We start from the raw sequence: 18897 nt of genomic DNA, 5'->3' as shown, positions 1-18897 counted from the left end.
TTCAAATGATCAACAAGGAGAAGATCAATATGTTTTCAAACACGCGGGCAATTTTGCTCTGTGCCGTATCCAGCTTGGGATCGATTGTGGCAGTTCCAGCCTTTGCGCAGGATTTCATCACAGTCGCCTCTACGACATCGACCGAAAACTCAGGTCTGTTCGGACATATCTTGCCCCTGTTCTCGGAAGAAACGGGCATTGAAGTCCGCGTTGTCGCACAGGGCACAGGGCAAGCTTTGGAAACAGGACGCCGCGGTGATGTCGATGTGGTCTTTGTCCATGCACGTTCGGCAGAAGAACAATTTGTCGCCGAAGGTTACGGGGTTGCGCGGTTCGACGTGATGTATAACGACTTTGTTATTGTGGGGCCGGACAGCGACCCCGCCGATACGCGCGCCGCACAGAATGCAATGGAGGCGATGACGGCTATCGCGCAGGCCGGTGCAGCTTTTGCATCACGCGGCGACGATAGTGGCACGCATAAGGCGGAGCAGGCATTATGGTCAGCCGCAGGGATCGTGCCCGAGGGCGCATGGTATCTTGAAACCGGGTCCGGCATGGGGGCCACGCTGAACACTGCGGTCCAAGTTCCGGCCTATGCACTGACCGACCGCGGCACATGGTTGTCATTTGCCAACCGCGGCGACCTGACCATCACCTTTGAGGGTGATCCGGTCCTTTTCAACCCTTACGGCGTGATCCTCGTCAATCCTGAGCGTCATGCGCATGTCAAGGCGCAGGAGGGGCAGGCATTCATCGACTGGCTCGTCTCCGACGCTGGCCAGCAGGCCATTGCGGCATATCAGGTTGGTGGCAATCAGTTATTCTTTCCCAACGCGCAATAATAGAAAGGGCGGTCGCCATACAGGCGCCGCCCAACCTTTGCGTCCTGTCGGGCGATCTGCGATCATCCAACCCGCGCTGTCGCTATTTGCCTCCCTTCAATTTGCGCCCGCCGCGAACGGTCGGTTCGCAAAGCGGCTGCAAATTCAGGAGGCCTCATCCCTCGTGATCGTTTTTTGGCTTTGGCGAGGTTTTCAAAAGGTTCGTGTCAATTTCGACACCTATGTTCTTGCCAAGTTTTTTCAGGGCGGGCAGCGAAACGGCCATATCCATGATCGCATCGACCGTCTGGTTGATCGGTGATGTCGGCCCATCTCCACCTTTGCGGTCCAGGCCGCTGATCTGGTTGATCGAAATGCCGGTAATCTTTTCTGCCGGCTTTACCATTTCGGCCAGTATCTTGGGCAGGGCTTGAAGACGCGCCAGTTCTACTTCCATGGCGACCTGCGCTTCGGAGCGCGCATTCTCGGCTTGAATCTGCGCCAGCCTTGCTTCGGTTTCGGCCAGCTTCATTGCTTTGAGCGCTTCGGCCTCTTCACGTTTTGCAGCCGTCTTGTCCGCGGCGGTCGCCTTGTCGCTTGCTGCGGTGATTTTGGCGCGGACGGCTGCCGCTTCTGCCTGTTCTTGCGCGGCAAGCAAAGTCAACGCCTTGCGCCGCTCGGCTTCGGCCATTTGGCGGGCGGTTTGAACGGCCACTGATGCCTTGACCGCATCAATGCGCGCGGTGTCAGCGTCGGCATGGGCGCGGCTTTCTTCCTGCGATTTGGCGGCAAACGAGATTGCGCGGTCCTGTTCTGCAACTTCCAAAGCAAGGGCTTGCGCGATTTCGGCCCTCCGCAGGGTCAATTCCTTGGCGATATCCGCAGATGCAATATCTTGCTCCATCTGGATACGGGCCTGCGCGGCTGTCCGTTCGCTATTTGCTCTGCGCACGGCAATCTCGGAAATTTGCGCGGCCATCAGCGTTTCGACCTCTTGGGTCTGCGCGATTTCCGCACGCCGTTGTTCGAGGTCGATTTCGAGTTTGCGGCGTTCGGATTCCATTGCGGCGCGCGCAACGCTGACTTGACTGTCGCCTTCGATCTCGGCGCGTTCTTTCTTGGATTTGGCGATGACTTCGGCCAATTTGCGCATGCCGACCGCGTTAAAGGCGTTGTTTTCGTCCAATGCTGCGAAAGGTGTTTGATCAAGCGCGGTCAGCGACACTGAGTCAAGCTGCAAACCATAGTTGGCCAATGTGTCGGTCAGAGCGTCACGGACCTGCTTTACAAAGCTTGCGCGATTCTCATGAAGCTCATCCATCGTCATCTGTGCCGCGACAGAGCGTAGAGCATCAATCATCATCCCGTCGATCAGGCTTTTGAGTTGGTCGGGCTGAAAGACACGTTTGCCCAAGGTCTGCGCCGCACGCGTCACGGCATTATCGTTCGGGGTGACGCTTGCATAGAATTCGGCGCCGACATCCACCCGCAAACGATCCTTGGTGATCAGCGACGCTTCGCCAGAGCGCGCAACATCCATGCGCAATGTTTGCATGTTCACGCGGTTGATCTCGTGAAAGAAGGGGATCGCCAGCGCGCCGCCGTCGATGACAACGCGCCTGCCACCAAGCCCCGTCCGGACAAGTGCCACTTCGTTTGTCGCGCGTTGATAGAAGGACGCAGCCAAAGCGATGAAAATTGCCGCAACGATGACAATGACGATAATCCAACCCAGTGCAGACATGAGTTGCCCTCCCTTATGATGACAGCCCGTGCATCTCGCACAGGATGTTTGATGACATACCGCCGTCGGCGGGAATATTTGTGCCGCGTATCCATGTCGTCATGTCTGACAGCAGGAACGCAACGATGGGCGCAAGGTCTTGTGGTGTGCCGGGACGGTCCATGATCCGTGCGTCTTCCTCGGCGCGCGCGCCCAGAGTTTCGAGGAAATCCCCTAGGATGGGTGTATCAACGGGACCGGGGCTGACCGCATTCATCCGGATGCCACGATCACGCCAGGTCCATCGGTTCTGCATCGTCCAGGCGATCAGAGCCTCTTTGGAGAAAAAATAACTCCGACCGCCTTCATTCGTGATTTGATGATCCATGGCAAAGCGCGCGGCATCGTCAACATGAACGTCCTCGCTGGCGCGAATGGCGTGAACCGCGTCGGGCCAGCCAAAGCCTGCGAGCGACGCCAGATTGACGATGCTGGCCCCGTCGTTCAGTTTCGGTATCAATCCCAGTGTCAGATGTTTCAATCCAAAGAGATTGACCGCCACCACCTTATCGGCAGGGGCGGTGGGCGGCAGGCCTGCAATATTGGCGATGCCGTCGATCCCTTTGGGAAGGACGTCAATCAGCGCATCGATTGTCGCGCCATCGGACAGATCGGCGCGATAGAATTCTTCGACATGATCAAAACGTTTGGTCACATCAATGCCAAGCACTCTTGCACCCATTGCGCTACAGACCCGCGCTGTCTCTTGTCCGATACCAGAGGCGGATCCTGTCACAACAATCGTCTTGCCCTTCAACAAAGGCGCACGTTCCCAGCTCATGTCAAAACACGGCAGGGAAGGGGCGCCCACCACGGTCGAGCGTGATCCAGCGCGTTTCGGTAAAGGTTTCCATCGACCACTTTCCTCCGTGCTTGCCGACCCCCGAAGCTTTGCTGCCACCGAAAGGGACGTGCGGTTCGTCATTTACCGACGAGCAATTCACATGGCACATGCCGGTTTCAAGCTTGCGCGACATTTCAAGCGCGCGGTTTTCATCGGCGGTGATGATGCCAGCGCTGAGCCCGTATTCGGTGTCGTTGTTCAGTGCTATCGCCTCGGCGTCCGTGCGGAACGGGACGACCACGGCGACCGGGCCAAAGGTTTCATCCTGCCAGACGGCCATATCAGGTGTGACATTGATCAAGATTGTCGGTTCGACGAACCGGTCCCAGACCCTGCCTCCCAAGACCGCTTTGGCACCTTTGGCCAATGCGTCTTCGATCTGAAACTTGACGCGCTCGACTTGGCGATCGTTGATCAGCGGTCCGATCACATTCGACTTGTCTGCGGTATCTCCGGTTTTCAGCTTGGCCGCGCGGGCAACGAACTGGCGCAGAAAATCGGCATATATGTTTTCGTGAACCAGCACCTTTTCCACTGACATGCAGATTTGGCCCTGATGCATGAAACTGCCAAAGCTTGCAGCAGAGGTCGCCCTGTCCATATCCGCGTCTTCGAGCACGATTAAACTGTCCTTGCCGCCCAGTTCGACGCAAGCCTTCTTGAGATGGGCACCGGCCTTGGCGGCGATCTGGCGTCCAACGGGGGTAGATCCGGTGAAAGAGACACCCTTCACCATCGGATTTTCAACCAGTTCGTCGCCCATCTCGGCCACGCGATCGCGCGAGCAGGTGACAACGTTGAAAACACCTTTCGGGATGCCTGCCTCTTCCATTATTTCCGCAAAAAACAGGCCTCCAGCGTAAGGTGTGTCTTCTGATGGTTTGAGCACGATCGTGTTGCCCGCAGCCAGTGGAAAGGCAAATCCGCGTGACGTCAAAATGCCGGGCATGTTCCATGGGCTAATCACGGTCACAACGCCCATCGGGACGCGCTGAACCATCGAAATCTTGCCGTGCTGCGAGGGCAGCATTTCGCCAACCGCGTTATAGCACATGGCCGCCGCAGCCCTGAAAACCTCGGGGACATAACCGGCCTCAAACATGCCCTTGCCGAACCATCCTCCGCCTTCGGCTTGGGCGGCCGCGACGAAATCCATCTTGCGGGCTTCCCAGATGTCGGCGGCCTTTAGCAGTATTCTGGCACGATCCTGAAAGTGCAGCGCTGCCCAAGCCGGAAAGGCCGCTTGGGCGGCGCTGATCGCATCGCGCGCCTCGGTGCGTCCGCCATCGGGCACTTGCGCCCAGACAGCACCGGTTGACGGGTTGATATCGTCAAACATCTGCCCTGATGAAACCCAGTTTCCACCAATATACATGCCTTTGACCAAAGAGTGTGAATCGAGCATCCTATTTCCTTTCAAAACCGTTGCCATCAGGCTGTCTGCGATAAACCTCGACACGTGGCGCGCGGTAAACTTCAATGACCGGACAAGGCTTTGCCTCTGGCGACCGGTCGAGGCTGGGTGGGATCGACTGGCGGTGCGTCAAAAGCTGCGGCTTGGGGCGATTGCGGGCGTTGATCGCGCCGCTTTCGATCTGTGCAAGGGCTGCGGCAAGTCGATCACTTGGCACCACGACCTTGGTTTGGTGGTTGGTCGAGGGGCGCTTTTGGGCGTTCGCGCTGACACTTTGACTGCTGGCGGCCGCAACCAGATCAGCCACTGATCGACCCAAGATCGCATCCGCAGATTGTGTTTTCTGACTGCGCGGCCTGATCGTGAACGACTCTGACCCGGTATCGGGTATCGTCGTCGTTGCAGATTCTTTTGCAGCGGGTTCGCTGCTGCCCACACCCAGATAGGCCGCCTGGACAGCAGGGTCACGCATCAGGTTTGCAGCGCTGTCTTCATGCACCACACGCGCGTTTTCAATCAGATAGCCCCTGTCCGCAATTGCAAGAGATTGTTTGGCGTTCTGTTCGACCATCAACACCCCGATACCAAGGTCTTTGACCCTTGCAAGATTTTGGAACAGCTCTTTGGAGAGCAACGGCGATAGCCCGAGCGAGGGTTCGTCCAGTGTCAGGATCGTCGGGTTCGACATCATCGCGCGACCGATCGCAACCATTTGCTGTTCGCCACCTGACATTGTTCCAACAATCTGTTTGGTGCGCTCGCTTAGCTTGGGGAAAAGGGTAAAGACCCGTTCGAGCGTCACTCTTTCGTCCTCACGCGCCCTTGCCGAATACGCCCCAAGTGTCAGGTTTTCGCGCACCGACAGATCAGGGAAAACACCACGGCCTTCTGGCACCAGAGCAAGGCCGACATCGACGATTTTGTTTGCGGGCAGGCCCAGAAGATCGGTTCCTTCCAAGCGGATTTCGCCTGCAACAACGCCCTCGCAAATGCCACTGGCCGCTTTGAGCAACGTAGATTTGCCTGCCCCGTTTGCGCCCAAAATAACGACGATTTCGCCTTTCGAGACCTTGACCGACGCATTTTCCAGTGCGCGGTGTTGTCCATAGCTAACGGTGACGTTGTTAAGCTCAAGCATCGTCGTCTCCCAAATAGGCGGTGATGACTTTCTTGTCGGACAGAACCTGTGTTGGTGTGCCTTCCGCGATCTTGGTGCCGGCAGCCATCACGACGCAGCGGTCACACAGTGACCTGATCGCATCCATCACATGTTCCACCAGAATGATTGTGCGGCCTTCATCCCTCAGCGATTTGATCAGGTTTATCCCGATCTGAAGTTCCGTCGGGTTCAAACCCGCCAGCCATTCATCCAGCAAAAGCACTTTTGGATCGCTTGCCAGCGTGCGGGCCAGCTCAACGCGTTTTGTGTCGATATAGGTCAGTTGGCCCAAAGACATATCGCCTTTGCCGCCAAGCCCCACTCTTTCCAGCAATTTTTCCGCATGTTCGTTGGCGTCATGTCCCCAGCGGCGACGGTGGCCAAAGACTGCGCCAACAACAACGTTGTCACGCACGTTCATAGATGGCAGCAGCCGAACAAGCTGGAACGTCCTGCTGACACCCTTGCGGTTGATTGTTTGTGCCGGCAGGCCGGAAATACGGCTGCCCCAGAGCGACACATTTCCCGCCGTAAGGGGCAGCGCACCCGAAATCAGGTTCAAGGTTGTTGATTTGCCCGAACCATTTGGCCCCAGAAGCCCAACAACTTCATGTTCGGCCACGTCGAAATTCATGGCGTTGACCGCAACCAGACCGCCAAAACGTTTTGTCACGCCGCGAAGCGAAAGGACATGATTGGTCATATTATGTCACCTCATTCGCTTTGGTGCGGTGCAAGACTTTGTCCAGCAGACCCACAAAACCGTTTGGAAGAAGATAGACGATCACAAGAAATGCAACGCCGATGACCAAGGTCGTCTGATTGGGGAAGTTGGACGACACAGTTTCCAGCAAGAACGTGAACGGGATCACCCCGACCACTGGCCCCCAAAGCCGTGACGCCCCCCCCAGCAGGGCCATGATCACGACCTGAAATGACAGGATTGGCGCAAAAGCAAGCGACGGTTCGATATAGACATAGCGTGGCGCAAGGATGGCGCCGGTCATGGCCGCCACAGCGCCCGGCACCATGAACAAGAGAATTTTTGCACGGGCTGTATTGATGCCAGAATGCGCTGCAACAATTTCGTCATCCCCGATAATGCGAAGTGCAAAGCCAAGGCGGGACCGCCCGATCAGCCAACCTGTCAAAAAGACAGCCGCACAAAGACCCAAAAGCCACCAATAGATTCCGGCTTCATCAAGATCCGTTAGGACGTAAAGGCCTTTCTGGCCGGTGTTATTTTGCACCCATGTGATGACCTGGCGCACAAGCTCTGCCAGGCCAAGCGTAAAGATCACGAAATAGACGCCTGACAGCCGCAAAGTCGCAAGCCCGACAAGAGCGGCAAGGCCTGCACCGATCAGGCCCGCAAGGCCGACCAGCGCCCAGAAAGGAAGCGTCTCAATCCCCAATCCGGTCACATAAGTCCCGACGCCGAAAAAGGCAGCGGTCGCCAAGCTGATGTAATGCGTCGGTCCCGAAAACAGCGCCCAGGAGGTTGCAAGCGCGGTAAACATCGCAATCGTGACGCCAAGCCCAAGCCAATACCCGGTATCCGCGAAAGGCAGCAAGGCGCAGACGCCAAAGCCGAGCGTTGCGAGAAGCACGTTTCGTGTATCTGTTCCCGTCAGGCTCATGTCACTTTCTTTCCGAACAGGCCCTGCGGGCGGAACAACAAAATCCCCAAAAACATCACATAGGCAGCGGCAAGCGTCAGCCCCGGGTCAAGCAGACTGGCGACAACCGTTTCAAGAACGCCAAGCAGCAAGGCGGCGACAATTGTCCCGCGAACATCGCCAACACCACCCATAATGACGATAATCAACGCCTTGAGCGTGAAGACGACACCTGTTGACGCATCAAGCGTCAGGTAGGTCGAGATGAGCGCACCACCCACGGCCGTCACAGCCCCGCCAAGCGCAAACGCCAAGGCCGAGAGGTTTTTTACATCAATTCCGACCAATCGGGCAGATGCGGGCGCAGTGGCGATCGCGCGGATCGCCAGCCCTGCACGCGAGCGGTTCAGCCATAAATAGAGCGCCCCGCATATCACAACGGCCATGACAAACGATAGCACGCGGTTTGCACCATATGTATTGCCCAGCAACTCCACCGGAACCGCTAGAAAACTGTAGGAAAAGTAATCACCGCCAAAAAAGCTCAGCATCAGGCCGACGCCGATAAAGGACAGACCGAAAGTGGCAAGAATGCTGTCCCGTTCCAACTGGCCACGGTTCTTGGCGCGACTAACCAAGGGTTGCAGCATCAAGACATAAATCAGCCAATTCAAACCAAAGGCGATCGGGGCGACCACGAAAATCGTCAGGACCGGGCTTAACTGCGTGGATGTATATGCGATGAAAGCAAAATATCCCCCAGCGACCAAGACCTCGCCATTGGCAAGATTCATGATCCGTGCGACGCCGTATTGCAGGTTAAGTCCCATCGCAATCAACGCATATGTGCCACCCAACAAGATGCCAGTGATCAGAATGTCCAAAGCGCAGTTCCCTTTGTTCGTCGGTGCGGGGTGGCGCGAACGCCACCCCTTTGGAATTATTCCCAGCCGTCTTTCAAGATCACAGGCGATGTGCCATCGCGGCCCCGCGATGCAACACCCTTGAACACGCCGCCTTGCCACTGTCCGACTGTCCAGAAATCAGCATTCGAGTTGTTCTCATCAAAGCTGATTGGCCCGAGGATTGTATCAAATGACGATTGCTTGAGATGCGCGGTTACCGCAGCGCGATCAAGGCCAACGGCTTCGATAGATTGCGCCAGGATTTCAAGCGATGCATATGTCGTCGCAGAGGCCCAATAGTCAGGCTTGGCGCCAGTCACAGCTTCATGCGCGGCAGCATATTCCATGAATGCGGGACTGTCGGGGTTCACGCCACCGGCACCCAACACACCCTCTGCAGCCGCACCGAAACGTGCTCCGTAGCTTGGGAAGGGGGTCGCGACAGCCGTGTAAAAGGCCTTGACGTCAAGGTTTTCGATCATCGCCTGTTCGGTCAGACCAAACGTATCGGGCGGATAGGACCATGCGACAAAGGCGTCAGGTGCGGCTGCTGCGGCCCCCTTGATCACAGGCGACAAATCCTGCGTCCCAAGCGGGTAGGATGTTTCATAGACAATTTCAAAACCGGCCGCTTCGAACAGAGGTCTGGCTGCTGTTGCCAACTCGATCCCGAAAGCATCGGCAACATTGACCATCGCCACTTTGTCACCCATCTGGCCCGCATCACGCATATCGCTCAGAACTGCGACAACATCTGCGGCAAGCGCTGTGGTCGTACCCAATGTAAAGAACATGTTCGGGAATTGCGCGGCCAATTCAGGCTGCTGGTCGGTGATGGCCGACACAGCAATCTGAGGATAGCCGTAGCGATCAAACAGCGGTGCCGCGGCAAGGTTCAGGCCGGTGCCATAGGGGGCAATAATGAAATGTGCGTCGTCTTGTGTGGCCAAGCGCTGGACCGCTTTAATTGTCTCGCCTGGGTTGGTCTGATCATCATACTCGATCAGTTCAATCAACATTTTCTCGCCATCGACCGTCAGGCCACCAGCGGCGTTCACCTGCTCTACCCAAAGATAGATTGATGGCCACTGGGTGACTGTTGCCCCGCCGGCCAATGGGCCGGTTTTGGGTGCAACGGCACCGATGCGAATTGTGTCAGCATTTGCGGCATTGGCCGCCAGGGCGCTTGCGATTGTCAGAGCACTGACGAGTTTCAGGAATGGTCTGCGGTTCATTGCGTATCCTCCGTTTGCAATTTGTGGCTTGGGCATTTGCCCGTCGTGGTTCAAAGCGTTGGTGAGCGTCCGTCTTGGTGCGTGGCAATCCACCTTAATTCGGTGAATTCATTGATCGCCTGCTCCCCTCCAAAGCGCCCGAACCCGCTTTGCTTCATGCCTCCGAATGGCATTGAGGGGTCATCGTGGACCGTCGGGCCGTTGATCTGGACGACCCCGTATTCCAGCCGGTCGGCAATCGCCTGCGCACGATCAAGGTCGCGGCTAAACACTGCGGCATTCAAGCCAAATTGTGAATCATTTGCGATTGAAACGGCTTCATCAGCGTCATGAACGCGCATGATGCTGGCCAGCGGTCCAAAGGTTTCTTCGCGGTACGCACGCATGTTGGCCGCGATACCGTCAAGCAATGCAGGCTGCATCACGCAGCCATCAATCTGGCCACCAACCAGCAGCCGCGCGCCTTTGGAGACCGCATCTTCGATCAATCCATTCACGCGATCGGCGGCTTCGGCAGAAATCATGCGACCAAGCGTGGCCGCTTCATAAACAGGATCTGCCGCCACGATTTGCCGTGTCCGCGCTTCGAGTTTAGCAACAAAGGTATCGGCAACTGCTTTCACCACAATGATCCAATCGGTGGACATGCAGATCTGTCCTTGATTGAAGAAAGCGCCAAAACAGGCGGCCTCTACTGCGGCATCCAGATCGGCATCTTCGAGCACGATCAAAGGGGCCTTGCCAGACAATTCAAGCAAAACAGGCTTGAGGTGGCGGGCCGCTTCCATCGCGACATCGCGCCCGACGCGGGTCGAGCCGGTAAAGTTGATCCGGCGGATGCACGGGTGGGCGATCAGCTGCACCATGGTGTCATGGGCGTCCTCGGCGCTGCTGATCACGCAATTCAGCACGCCTTTGGGAAGCCCTGACGCGTTGAGGACATCAACCAGATATTGGTGCGTTTTGGGGCAACGCTCCGAGCCTTTCATCACAACCGTATTCCCGCACATGAGCGCACCGGCAATCGCGCGCACCCCCAGCGTGATCGGCGCATTCCAAGGCACCATTCCCAGCGCGACACCCGCCGGCTGTCGGCGAATGACAGAGCGTTTTCCGCTCTGTGGGTCAATGATCAAGCGATCTTCCAGCGCAGGACCAAGGCTTGCCACATGCGCCAGCATTCCGATCGCCAGATCGATGTTGAATTCCGTCCACGAACGCGAAGCGCCCACCTCTTCTGCGGCGAGCGCGGAAAATTCCCGCCGATGCGCATCGAGCGCTGGCATAAGGTTGCGCATGATCTTTGCACGCTCTGCGGTTGTCCAGCGTGACCATTCAGGAAATGCCGATGCGGCTGCGTTCACGGCAGCATCGACCGCGAATGCGGCCGCATTCGCACCAGAGATCAGATCTAGCCTAACAGCCGGACGATGCACTTCAATTCCCCCCTGTTCCCGCGCGGACGAACCTCCATAAGTCCACGCAGCAGGCCCGAAACCTTGGCCCGAGGGTTAACTTAGGCGAAGGCACCTTGTAATAAATATTGATATCTGGCTTTTTATTGTCAGTATCCGGTTATGAAGAAGGTGATCACCGGTCTCGCAACGCATCAAACGACAATCCATGCCGATGTTTTTCATGGCGGCTTGGGTGACCGGTTTCTGGGTGGCTTGGTGGATTTCCCTGGCCGGACCACCCGGTGCCTGTTGGTTTTGTCGGGTAGCGCTGTTCGCCTGACACCAGACAGTGAAGAGACAATTGTCGGTCCTGCGATCAATTGGGGCCCCAAAGATCTCGATACGCGGATCAAGGCAAAGGCGGGCAGTAACGGCGTGATTATGACGCTTGGGGATACCACGCTGAGCGATGCCATCGGTCACAAACCCGAAGTCGCCGCACTTCGCCTGATGTCGGGCCGTGAGTTCACGCTGAACCTGCGCGAGAAACCGGATATCGTCCAGACGCTTTCAACCTGCTTTGCCGCGATCTTCAAAGAGCTGGACGCCGCACAGACTGGCATGGAAACCGTGATCGAGGCGCAAATACGGATCATGCTTGTTTCTCTTTGGCGGGCTGGCGTGAATGAAATGATTGAAGATCAAAGCTATAAGACGGCAAACCTGACGCTTGAAAGGTTCCGGCATTTGGTTGAGGCGCATTTGCGTGATCGGTGGCCTGTCAAACGGTTTGCTGCCGAACTTGGGGTTTCACCCGACCGGTTGCATGACATCTGCACACGCACCTTGGGCAAGCCGCCACAGCGCCTTATTCGGGATCGCCTGACCTTTGAAGCGCAAGCATTGCTGCAACGATCACATCAAACACTTGACCAAATTGCCGATCATCTTGGTTTTAGCAGCACATCTCAATTCAGCGCGTTCTTCTCGACAGAGTTAGGCATGCCCCCCGGCGCATTCAGAAAGGCAAACGCAGAGCATGCAGGCAGCTTGCAGAAAATGCCGGTCGCCAGCTATGCAGATTGGCCCTAAGGCTGTGCCGTCAGCCTATTCGCGTGATCCGTGCACATAAGTCCTGTGCCGCAGACAGGCTGCGTGCGGTGACCGCTGCCATTTGCGGCAGGATCATCCATTCAAGAACCCAAGCCGCACCCGAGCGTTCGTGTTCATGGATCAGGGCGTGGTGCATGCCCGCAAGCTGCGTCGCGTTGAACCGCGCATTGCTGACAAGCAGTTCGGCAAGTATCGGATTGTGTTTGTGAGGCATGGCAGAGGATCCACCGCCGCCTTGCAGACTGATTTCTTCGATGCCTTGTTGCGCCATAAGGCAAATGTCTTGCCCCATTTTGCCCAAGCTGCCGGTCACGAGAGAGAGCAGGTTGGCATAATCCGCGATGTGATCGCGCATGGCATGTTGCGCTTTGGGCGGATTATAGAGGCCAAGACCGGCCGCCATCTCGGCGGCGATGGCATTTGCGTCATCCGCCAGCGCAGCGCGATCCCCAACTGCGCCGCCAAGGCTCAGCACTTCAATCTCGGGGCGCAACCGGTCCAACCGCAACGCGTGGCGCGCAACGGGTTGGGACCATGTCGCAAGCCTCTCGGCAAAGCGCATGGGCATCGCCGCCTGCATCCGGGTGCGCCCCATGATGATCTGATCGCCAAAACGGTTTGCGAGGTTTTCAAAACTTGCGTCAAGTGCGCTCAAGCGATCAGCCAATAGGGCGTTGGATGCTTTGATGGTCAGCGCCAGCGCCGTATCGATCACATCCTGCGATGTTGCGCCCGCATGGATCGCCGCGGCATCTGCGCCCGCGGCCCGTTTCAGTTGCGCCACCAGTTCGGGCACAACGACACCGTCGCGCATCGTGGCGGTCTTGAGGGCGTCAAGATCGGGTTGAAACTCAACGATCAGGCGGGCGACCTGTTGTGCCTTATCCGCGCTGATCCGACCAACCGCCCCCAAGGCAGCGGTAAAGGCCGCTTCAAACGCCAACATGTGCCGCATCTGTTGTGCCGGCCCCCAGATGGCAGTTGTTTCACTGTCCCCGAGCAGTCCGCCAAGCCATGGATGGTCTGTGAACCCTGTCATCGGATCGACTTATGCATCAGATTGATCGCTTCGGCGACAAGATGAGGGGCCTCGATGCAGGGCAGGTGGCCACAACCCGCGATCAGCTGAAATGTCGCCCCAGGGATCAATGCGCAAAGCCCGCGCACCAGATCAGGCGGGGTGGACAGATCTTCGGACCCGGCAATGCAATGTGTCGGGACGCGTATGGTCCGGGTGGCGGCGGTAAAGTCGGTGTCGCGCAATGCGGCGCAGGTACCGGCATAGCCGTCGACAGGCGTGCGGGACAGCATGTTGCGATAACCGGACAGTTCGACTTGGCGTTCGGCGATGAAACGCGCGCTGAACCACCGCTCAAGGATCGCCGTTGCCAAGGCGGCGAGCCCGCCTGTCCTGACTGCATCAATCCGTGTGTTCCACATTGCCGCATCACCGATTTTGGCCGCAGTGCAGCATAGCACAAGCCCCGACACAAGGTCAGGACGCGTTGTTGTGACACCTTGGGCTATCAGCCCACCGACAGACACGCCGCAGATCAGCGCCGAGGCAAGGCCAAGGTCATCCATTAATGCCGCAACATCACCCACCAAATGGTGCATGGTGATCTCTGTACCGTCGCTCAGACCGTGGCCGCGTTTGTCGATGCACAAGACAGGCGTTTGTGCAGGCAGCGCGGCAATCACCGCATCCCAAATCCTGAAATCGGTACCAAGAGAGTTCAGAAACACGACGGGCCTGCCCGAACCTGCCCGGAACCTGTAATGTAGCGTGGCACCGTTGAGTGAAACAAATGTCATCGGGCGAAAACGGGGCAGGCGCGGTTCATGCGGCGCTCTTTTGTAGACCAAGGATGTTGCGGGCATGCTGCCAAGTGGCGACAGGACGGTCGTACTTTGCGCATAGTTCAACCGCACGTCTGACAAGTGCGGCATTCGACGGGGCAAGGGTGTCGCGATCAAGACGCACGTTGTCCTCGAGTCCGGTGCGTGTATGCCCGCCCTTTGAGATGGCCCATTCATTCACCGTCAATTGCGCAGGCCCGATGCCGGCGGCACACCATTGCGCGTCAGGCGCAAGCCGCTTGAGCGTTTCTATGTAAAAGTCAAAGATCGGCTCATCAGCGGGCATGGCGTTTTTGACACCCATCACGAATTGCACATAAAGCGGGCCTTTTAGGCGCCCGTCTGCCGCCATCCGCGTCGCCTGCACGATATGGCTCAGGTCAAAGGCTTCGATTTCGGGTTTGACGTTATGGGTCATCATTTCCGCGGCAAGCCAATCAACAAGATCGGGGCTGTTTTCATAGATCCGCGTCGGGAAATTGTTTGATCCAACAGACAAAGAGGCCATGTCGGGGGCCAACGACAACATACCCCCGCGTTCTTTGCCAGCACCTGACCGCCCGCCGGTGGAAAGCTGGATAATCATGCCGGGGCAGTGCTTTTCAATGCCCTCTTTCAATCGCGCAAAGCGTGCCGGGTCGGATGTGGGCTTGCCTGCGTCATCACGCACATGGCAATGCGCGATGCTTGCGCCTGCCTCGAATGCTTCCTGGGTGCTTTCGATCTGTTCGGTAATCGTGATCGGAACAGCAGGGTTGTTGGCTTTCGTTGGCAATGATCCGGTGATCGCAACGCAGATGATACAAGGGGTTGTCATGGTAGGTTACACATCCAGAAAGACGGTTTCATTTTCGCCTTGCAGGCAGATGTCGAACCGATAGGTTTCGCCATCGCCCTTTGCAATCAGCGTATCGCGCCGGTGTGCCTGTTCGATCAGGGTCAGGACAGGGTCTTTGTCGTTCGCGGCGGCCGCGTCATCGAAATACATCCGCGTGTTTAAACCGACATTGATGCCACGCGCGACCAGCCACAGGTTCAGGTGGGGGGCGGTTTTGCGCCCGTCACGCCCAACGACTTCACCAGGCTTGATGGTTTCAAGGGTAAATTCACCGCTTTCAAAATCAGGGATCACACGCCCCCAGCCGCGAAATCCGTCTTCGACATCGCCTTGCCCGGGATAAATGCCGGCAGCATTTGCCTGCCAGATCTCGATCAGGACATCCTTGACCGGCGCTCCGGTCCCGTCGGTGACGATGCCGGTCACCTTGATCCGCTGGCCTTTGGCATTTGGTCCGGCAATATCGTGTCCGAGTTCATGAGCGTATATATCAAAACCTGCATCACCTGGCGCGAGACCGATATGCACATAAGGTCCCGCAGTCTGCGAGGCTGTCTCTTTGCGGTAGTCGAGTGATTGCGTCATCGTCAATTCCCCTCGGGGCGGTTTTCAAAGAAGGTAGAGCGGCTGCCGCGCAAAATGATGTCAAACTTATAGGCGATGCTATCAAGCGGGATCGTCGCATTCAGATCCAACGCAGCGACAAGCTGATCTATAGCGCGCTGGTCAGGGATCGTTTGAACAATCGGACATTTGGCGATGAGCGGATCACCTTCGAAATACATCTGGGTGATCAGGCGTTGCGCAAAAGCCGTGCCGAAAACAGAGATGTGGATATGTGCCGGACGCCAGCTGTTGATCCAGTTGCGCCAGGGGTATGCGCCTGGCTTGACCGTCCTGAACCGATAGAAACCGTTCTCGTCGGTCAGGGTCCGACCGCAGCCACCAAAATTTGGGTCAATCGCTGCAAGATAGGAGTCTTTTTTGTGCCGGTAGCGACCGCCTGCATTTGCTTGCCAAATTTCTACCAGCGTATGCGGCACGGGCCGCCCGTTTTCATCCAAGACCCTGCCATGCACGATGATCCGTTCGCCTATCGGGTCGCCGGTTTTGGCATAATTGCGCAGCAGATCATTATCTATGGCGTCAATCTCGTCATGCCCAAAGGTCGGGCCGGTCAGCTCGCTCGCAGACCCTTGGATCGACAACAGCGCGTTGCGCGGGGAACGCGCGAGGCTGGTCTTGTAATTTTGCGCCAATGCGGGCGGGTGCCACTCGCGGTCGCGTTGGTAAAGTTCAGAGGTCATGTCTGTTCCCCTTCCATTTCTGCATAGGTTTGTTTGGCCAGCTTGATCGCATGATTGGCCGCGGGGACACCTGCATAGATTGCGACGTGCTGGAAGGCCTCGATCACGTCTTGTTTGCTGGCGCCGGTGCGCGCAGTCGCACGGATATGCATGGGAATTTCTTCGAAGTTCTTGGTCGCCGCCAAAAGTGCCAATGTGATCATCGAGCGTTCGCGTTGCGTAATCGCATCCGATGCCCAAACACTGCCCCATGCGCCTTCGGTGATCAGCGTTTGAAACGGACGATCAAAGTCGGTTTTGGCGGCTTCTGCCTTGTCGACATGCGCGTTTCCCAAAACGGCGCGCCGCGTTGTCATGCCTTTATCAAACCGATCAACCATTGTGATCCTCCTTAAGCAGTGAACGCCAATGGTTGGCGTAAATCAATATGGTAACCCGACATAGTTTTCGGCCATCGCCTTTTGCGCCGCTTTGTTGGAACGCAAAAACTCCAGATCGGCGACCTGCATTTTCAGGTCAAATTCGGATTGATCAGGATAGCGGTGCATCATGGATGAAAACCACCAGCTGAACCGTTCGGCTTTCCACACCCGTGCAAGCGCCTTTTCAGAATAGCGGTCGATCCCTTCGGTGCTGCCGCGCGCATAGTAATCCGTTAGCCCATGATAAAGGTAATGGACATCCGATGCTGCGGTATTCAGCCCCTTCGCCCCTGTCGGCGGCACGATATGTGCCGCGTCACCGCATAAGAACAGGCGCCCCCAGCGCATTGGTTCTGTCACAAAAGACCGTAAAGGCGCGATAGACTTTTCAATGGAAGGACCCGTCACCAGACGCGCGGCTTGGTCGGCTGGAATGCGGCGTTTGAGCTCTTGCCAGAACGCCTCATCAGTCCAATCTTCGGGTTTGTCGCTCAGGGAGCACTGGATATAATAGCGGCTCAGGTTCTCATTGCGCATCGAACACAGCGCAAAGCCGCGCGGCGAATTGGCATAGATCAATTCATGGTTCACCGGCGGCGTTTCGGACAGGATGCCAAGCCAGCCGAAAGGATAGACCTTTTCGTACTCGCGGCGCACATCAAGCGGAATTGTCTGGCGGCTGACCCCATGAAAGCCGTCACATCCGGCGATGAAATCACAGTCCAGCCGTCGGTCCTCACCGTCGACACGGTAGGTGACATAGGGCGCATCACTATCGGCGCCGTGGATCACGACGTCATCGACATTGAATTCAATCAGCCCGCCTGCCTTTTCACGCGCAGCGTATAGATCGCGGGTAACTTCGGTCTGGCCATACACGATCACCGGGGTGCCGGTATGCTCGGTAAAATCGATCCGGAACATCTCATCACCGTAAGAAAGCAGCGTGCCATCATGCTCATAGCCTTCTGAATGCAGGCGGTCCGCGCATCCGGCCTCTTCCATGAGCTTGACAAGGCCCTGTTCCAGAACACCCGCGCGGATACGGCTCAGGACATAGTCCTTTGTCTTGCGCTCCAACACGACGCTTTCGATGTTGTGCCTGTGCAGCAGCTGCGCCAACAAAAGCCCCGAAGGCCCGCCACCGATAATTGCGACTTGCGTTTTCATGCAGTTCTACTCCTCTTGATGAACAGGAATGGCATATTGAAATGGTGATGAAAATAAACTAATTGACCGATTTAGTTGCTATTTTGGGAAAGTAAATGGATCGCAGGATCAAGTTTCGACATCTCAATGCGTTCAGCACCATTGCCCGCGCGGGCAGCCTCAAACGCGCAGCCGAACAGATGAACCTGACGCAACCGGCGATTTCGAAAGCTCTCAAGGAGTTGGAAGAGATTATCGGCGTCGTGCTGCTTGCGCGGAGCAGGGCGGGGGTTCAGCTGACCGCCGAAGGTGAAATTTTCCTGCAATTTGCTGAACAAAGCATCTCTGCCTTGCGTCACGGGTTGCGCAATGTGCGTGCCACCGGCCTGTCTGCTGGCAAGTTGCGCGTTGGGGCGCTGCCAAGTGTTGTGTCGCATCTTTTGCCGCGGGCCGTATCTGATTTTGGGGAAACAAACCCTGATACCTTGCTAGAGCTTCACGAAGGCCCGCATCAGGATTTGGTGACACGATTGCGCAATGGCGGGCTTGATCTGGTGGTTGGTCGTCTGGGGCGGCCCGAAACAATGACGGGATTGGAGTTTCTGCAACTTTATACCGAACAGGTGGTTGTCGTGGCGCACCCCGACAGTCCGGCGGTATCGGTCCGCCAGTGGCAGGATCTGGACCGGTTCCGGGTGCTTTATCCGCCCCAAGATTCCGCGATCCGGTCGCTGATCGCGCGGTTGCTTATCTCGCAAGGTGTGCCGCTTTTCACAAATCGGATCGAGTCCGCATCCTCCGCCTTTGGGCGTGCTGTGACACTGGCTGATCCACAAACGGTCTGGGTCATCAGCTATGGGGTGGTGGCCGGTGAGCTGGCCGAAGGTCGCTTGGTCGCGCTTGATCTGGACACATCTGCCACCACGGGCGCTGTCGGCATCATGTCACGGTCACAAGAGGTCCGCTCGGTCGTGGCGCGTGCCTTCATCAGCGCTCTTTTGCGTGCAGCACCCGATGCGATGGCCTGA

The 18897-nt window shown here is 57.0% G+C and carries 19 protein-coding genes; 3 read left to right on the top strand and 16 right to left on the bottom strand.

Features of this window, described 5'->3' with window-relative positions:
• The first annotated feature begins 5 nt into the window (after positions 1 to 5).
• A complete protein-coding gene (locus tag ACPF9B_RS09490; RefSeq protein ID WP_424176980.1) occupies positions 6 to 845 on the top strand; it encodes a substrate-binding domain-containing protein in 840 nt (279 codons plus the stop codon).
• A gap of 154 nt (positions 846 to 999) precedes the next feature.
• Here ACPF9B_RS09490 and ACPF9B_RS09485 read toward each other — a convergent pair whose 3' ends face one another.
• From ACPF9B_RS09485 to ACPF9B_RS09445, 9 genes are read right to left on the bottom strand one after another with little or no spacing between them, the layout of a single operon-like run.
• The gene (locus ACPF9B_RS09485; RefSeq protein WP_007204110.1) at positions 1000 to 2568 is read right to left on the bottom strand and encodes a flotillin family protein; all 1569 of its coding nucleotides are present in this window, start codon (positions 2566 to 2568) and stop codon (positions 1000 to 1002) included.
• Positions 2569 to 2581: 13 nt separating this feature from the next.
• Complete coding sequence (locus ACPF9B_RS09480; RefSeq protein ID WP_424176977.1) at positions 2582 to 3388, bottom strand: coniferyl-alcohol dehydrogenase; 807 nt, start codon at positions 3386 to 3388, stop codon at positions 2582 to 2584.
• Position 3389: 1 nt separating this feature from the next.
• Entirely contained in the window at positions 3390 to 4856 is a 1467-nt protein-coding gene (locus ACPF9B_RS09475; protein ID WP_040482723.1) for an aldehyde dehydrogenase family protein, read from the bottom strand.
• Position 4857: 1 nt separating this feature from the next.
• Positions 4858 to 6003 (bottom strand): ABC transporter ATP-binding protein, encoded by a 1146-nt coding sequence (locus tag ACPF9B_RS09470; protein ID WP_424176975.1) that lies wholly within the window; start codon positions 6001 to 6003, stop codon positions 4858 to 4860.
• On the bottom strand, positions 5996 to 6727 hold the full coding sequence (locus ACPF9B_RS09465) for an ABC transporter ATP-binding protein (protein ID WP_007204114.1): 732 nt from the start codon (positions 6725 to 6727) through the stop codon (positions 5996 to 5998). The genes ACPF9B_RS09470 and ACPF9B_RS09465 overlap by 8 nt, the downstream gene beginning before the upstream one ends.
• A gap of 1 nt (position 6728) precedes the next feature.
• Complete coding sequence (locus tag ACPF9B_RS09460) at positions 6729 to 7664, bottom strand: branched-chain amino acid ABC transporter permease (RefSeq protein ID WP_007204115.1); 936 nt, start codon at positions 7662 to 7664, stop codon at positions 6729 to 6731.
• On the bottom strand, positions 7661 to 8527 hold the full coding sequence (locus ACPF9B_RS09455) for a branched-chain amino acid ABC transporter permease (protein WP_007204116.1): 867 nt from the start codon (positions 8525 to 8527) through the stop codon (positions 7661 to 7663). Before ACPF9B_RS09455 ends, ACPF9B_RS09460 begins: the two co-directional genes overlap by 4 nt.
• Before the next feature lie 56 nt (positions 8528 to 8583).
• Positions 8584 to 9783: an amino acid ABC transporter substrate-binding protein gene (locus ACPF9B_RS09450; protein ID WP_007204117.1), complete on the bottom strand. Its 1200-nt coding sequence runs from the start codon at positions 9781 to 9783 to the stop codon at positions 8584 to 8586.
• A 50-nt stretch (positions 9784 to 9833) separates the two neighbouring features.
• A complete protein-coding gene (locus tag ACPF9B_RS09445) occupies positions 9834 to 11219 on the bottom strand; it encodes an aldehyde dehydrogenase (protein ID WP_007204118.1) in 1386 nt (461 codons plus the stop codon).
• Between the two features lie 141 nt (positions 11220 to 11360).
• Between ACPF9B_RS09445 and ACPF9B_RS09440 the strand changes: the two genes are divergently transcribed.
• Positions 11361 to 12272: a helix-turn-helix domain-containing protein gene (locus ACPF9B_RS09440; RefSeq protein WP_007204119.1), complete on the top strand. Its 912-nt coding sequence runs from the start codon at positions 11361 to 11363 to the stop codon at positions 12270 to 12272.
• A 10-nt stretch (positions 12273 to 12282) separates the two neighbouring features.
• On the opposite strand, the gene ACPF9B_RS09435 is transcribed toward ACPF9B_RS09440, so the two are convergent.
• The 7 genes from ACPF9B_RS09435 to pobA are packed head-to-tail and all read right to left on the bottom strand — an operon-like array spanning position 12283 to position 17890.
• Complete coding sequence (locus tag ACPF9B_RS09435; protein WP_424176971.1) at positions 12283 to 13332, bottom strand: 3-carboxy-cis,cis-muconate cycloisomerase; 1050 nt, start codon at positions 13330 to 13332, stop codon at positions 12283 to 12285.
• Positions 13329 to 14108 (bottom strand): 3-oxoadipate enol-lactonase, encoded by a 780-nt coding sequence (gene pcaD / locus ACPF9B_RS09430; RefSeq protein WP_007204121.1) that lies wholly within the window; start codon positions 14106 to 14108, stop codon positions 13329 to 13331. The genes ACPF9B_RS09435 and pcaD overlap by 4 nt, the downstream gene beginning before the upstream one ends.
• Positions 14109 to 14133: 25 nt before the next feature.
• Positions 14134 to 14970 carry a 3-keto-5-aminohexanoate cleavage protein gene (locus ACPF9B_RS09425; protein ID WP_424176968.1) on the bottom strand — a complete coding sequence of 279 codons (837 nt, stop codon included), beginning with the start codon at positions 14968 to 14970 and terminating at the stop codon, positions 14134 to 14136.
• A gap of 6 nt (positions 14971 to 14976) precedes the next feature.
• The gene (gene pcaG, locus ACPF9B_RS09420; protein ID WP_040482724.1) at positions 14977 to 15576 is read right to left on the bottom strand and encodes a protocatechuate 3,4-dioxygenase subunit alpha; all 600 of its coding nucleotides are present in this window, start codon (positions 15574 to 15576) and stop codon (positions 14977 to 14979) included.
• Between the two features lie 2 nt (positions 15577 to 15578).
• Positions 15579 to 16298: a protocatechuate 3,4-dioxygenase subunit beta gene (pcaH, locus tag ACPF9B_RS09415; RefSeq protein WP_424176966.1), complete on the bottom strand. Its 720-nt coding sequence runs from the start codon at positions 16296 to 16298 to the stop codon at positions 15579 to 15581.
• Positions 16295 to 16678 carry a 4-carboxymuconolactone decarboxylase gene (gene pcaC / locus ACPF9B_RS09410; protein WP_424176964.1) on the bottom strand — a complete coding sequence of 128 codons (384 nt, stop codon included), beginning with the start codon at positions 16676 to 16678 and terminating at the stop codon, positions 16295 to 16297. The genes pcaH and pcaC overlap by 4 nt, the downstream gene beginning before the upstream one ends.
• Before the next feature lie 42 nt (positions 16679 to 16720).
• Positions 16721 to 17890 carry a 4-hydroxybenzoate 3-monooxygenase gene (pobA, locus tag ACPF9B_RS09405; RefSeq protein ID WP_424176962.1) on the bottom strand — a complete coding sequence of 390 codons (1170 nt, stop codon included), beginning with the start codon at positions 17888 to 17890 and terminating at the stop codon, positions 16721 to 16723.
• Positions 17891 to 17985: 95 nt separating this feature from the next.
• Here pobA and pcaQ point away from each other — a divergent pair, with 95 nt between their 5' ends.
• On the top strand, positions 17986 to 18897 hold the full coding sequence (gene pcaQ / locus ACPF9B_RS09400; protein WP_424176960.1) for a pca operon transcription factor PcaQ: 912 nt from the start codon (positions 17986 to 17988) through the stop codon (positions 18895 to 18897).

Source organism: Yoonia sp. TsM2_T14_4, from assembly GCF_049602355.1.
Lineage (GTDB): Bacteria > Pseudomonadota > Alphaproteobacteria > Rhodobacterales > Rhodobacteraceae > Yoonia > Yoonia vestfoldensis_A.
This window is presented reverse-complemented; position numbering and strand designations above follow the sequence as displayed.

Excerpts from the sequence above, each read along its gene's own strand:
- ACPF9B_RS09490 (WP_424176980.1), top strand. The coding sequence starts at position 6 with ATGATCAACAAGGAGAAGATCAATATGTTTTCAAACACGCGGGCAATT.
- ACPF9B_RS09485 (WP_007204110.1), bottom strand. The coding sequence starts at position 2,568 with ATGTCTGCACTGGGTTGGATTATCGTCATTGTCATCGTTGCGGCAATT.
- ACPF9B_RS09480 (WP_424176977.1), bottom strand. The coding sequence starts at position 3,388 with ATGAGCTGGGAACGTGCGCCTTTGTTGAAGGGCAAGACGATTGTTGTG.
- ACPF9B_RS09475 (WP_040482723.1), bottom strand. The coding sequence starts at position 4,856 with ATGCTCGATTCACACTCTTTGGTCAAAGGCATGTATATTGGTGGAAAC.
- ACPF9B_RS09470 (WP_424176975.1), bottom strand. The coding sequence starts at position 6,003 with ATGCTTGAGCTTAACAACGTCACCGTTAGCTATGGACAACACCGCGCA.
- ACPF9B_RS09465 (WP_007204114.1), bottom strand. The coding sequence starts at position 6,727 with ATGACCAATCATGTCCTTTCGCTTCGCGGCGTGACAAAACGTTTTGGC.
- ACPF9B_RS09460 (WP_007204115.1), bottom strand. The coding sequence starts at position 7,664 with ATGAGCCTGACGGGAACAGATACACGAAACGTGCTTCTCGCAACGCTC.
- ACPF9B_RS09450 (WP_007204117.1), bottom strand. The coding sequence starts at position 9,783 with ATGAACCGCAGACCATTCCTGAAACTCGTCAGTGCTCTGACAATCGCA.
- ACPF9B_RS09440 (WP_007204119.1), top strand. The coding sequence starts at position 11,361 with ATGAAGAAGGTGATCACCGGTCTCGCAACGCATCAAACGACAATCCAT.
- ACPF9B_RS09435 (WP_424176971.1), bottom strand. The coding sequence starts at position 13,332 with ATGACAGGGTTCACAGACCATCCATGGCTTGGCGGACTGCTCGGGGAC.
- pcaD (WP_007204121.1), bottom strand. The coding sequence starts at position 14,108 with ATGACATTTGTTTCACTCAACGGTGCCACGCTACATTACAGGTTCCGG.
- ACPF9B_RS09425 (WP_424176968.1), bottom strand. The coding sequence starts at position 14,970 with ATGACAACCCCTTGTATCATCTGCGTTGCGATCACCGGATCATTGCCA.
- pcaG (WP_040482724.1), bottom strand. The coding sequence starts at position 15,576 with ATGACGCAATCACTCGACTACCGCAAAGAGACAGCCTCGCAGACTGCG.
- pcaH (WP_424176966.1), bottom strand. The coding sequence starts at position 16,298 with ATGACCTCTGAACTTTACCAACGCGACCGCGAGTGGCACCCGCCCGCA.
- pcaC (WP_424176964.1), bottom strand. The coding sequence starts at position 16,678 with ATGGTTGATCGGTTTGATAAAGGCATGACAACGCGGCGCGCCGTTTTG.
- pobA (WP_424176962.1), bottom strand. The coding sequence starts at position 17,890 with ATGAAAACGCAAGTCGCAATTATCGGTGGCGGGCCTTCGGGGCTTTTG.
- pcaQ (WP_424176960.1), top strand. The coding sequence starts at position 17,986 with ATGGATCGCAGGATCAAGTTTCGACATCTCAATGCGTTCAGCACCATT.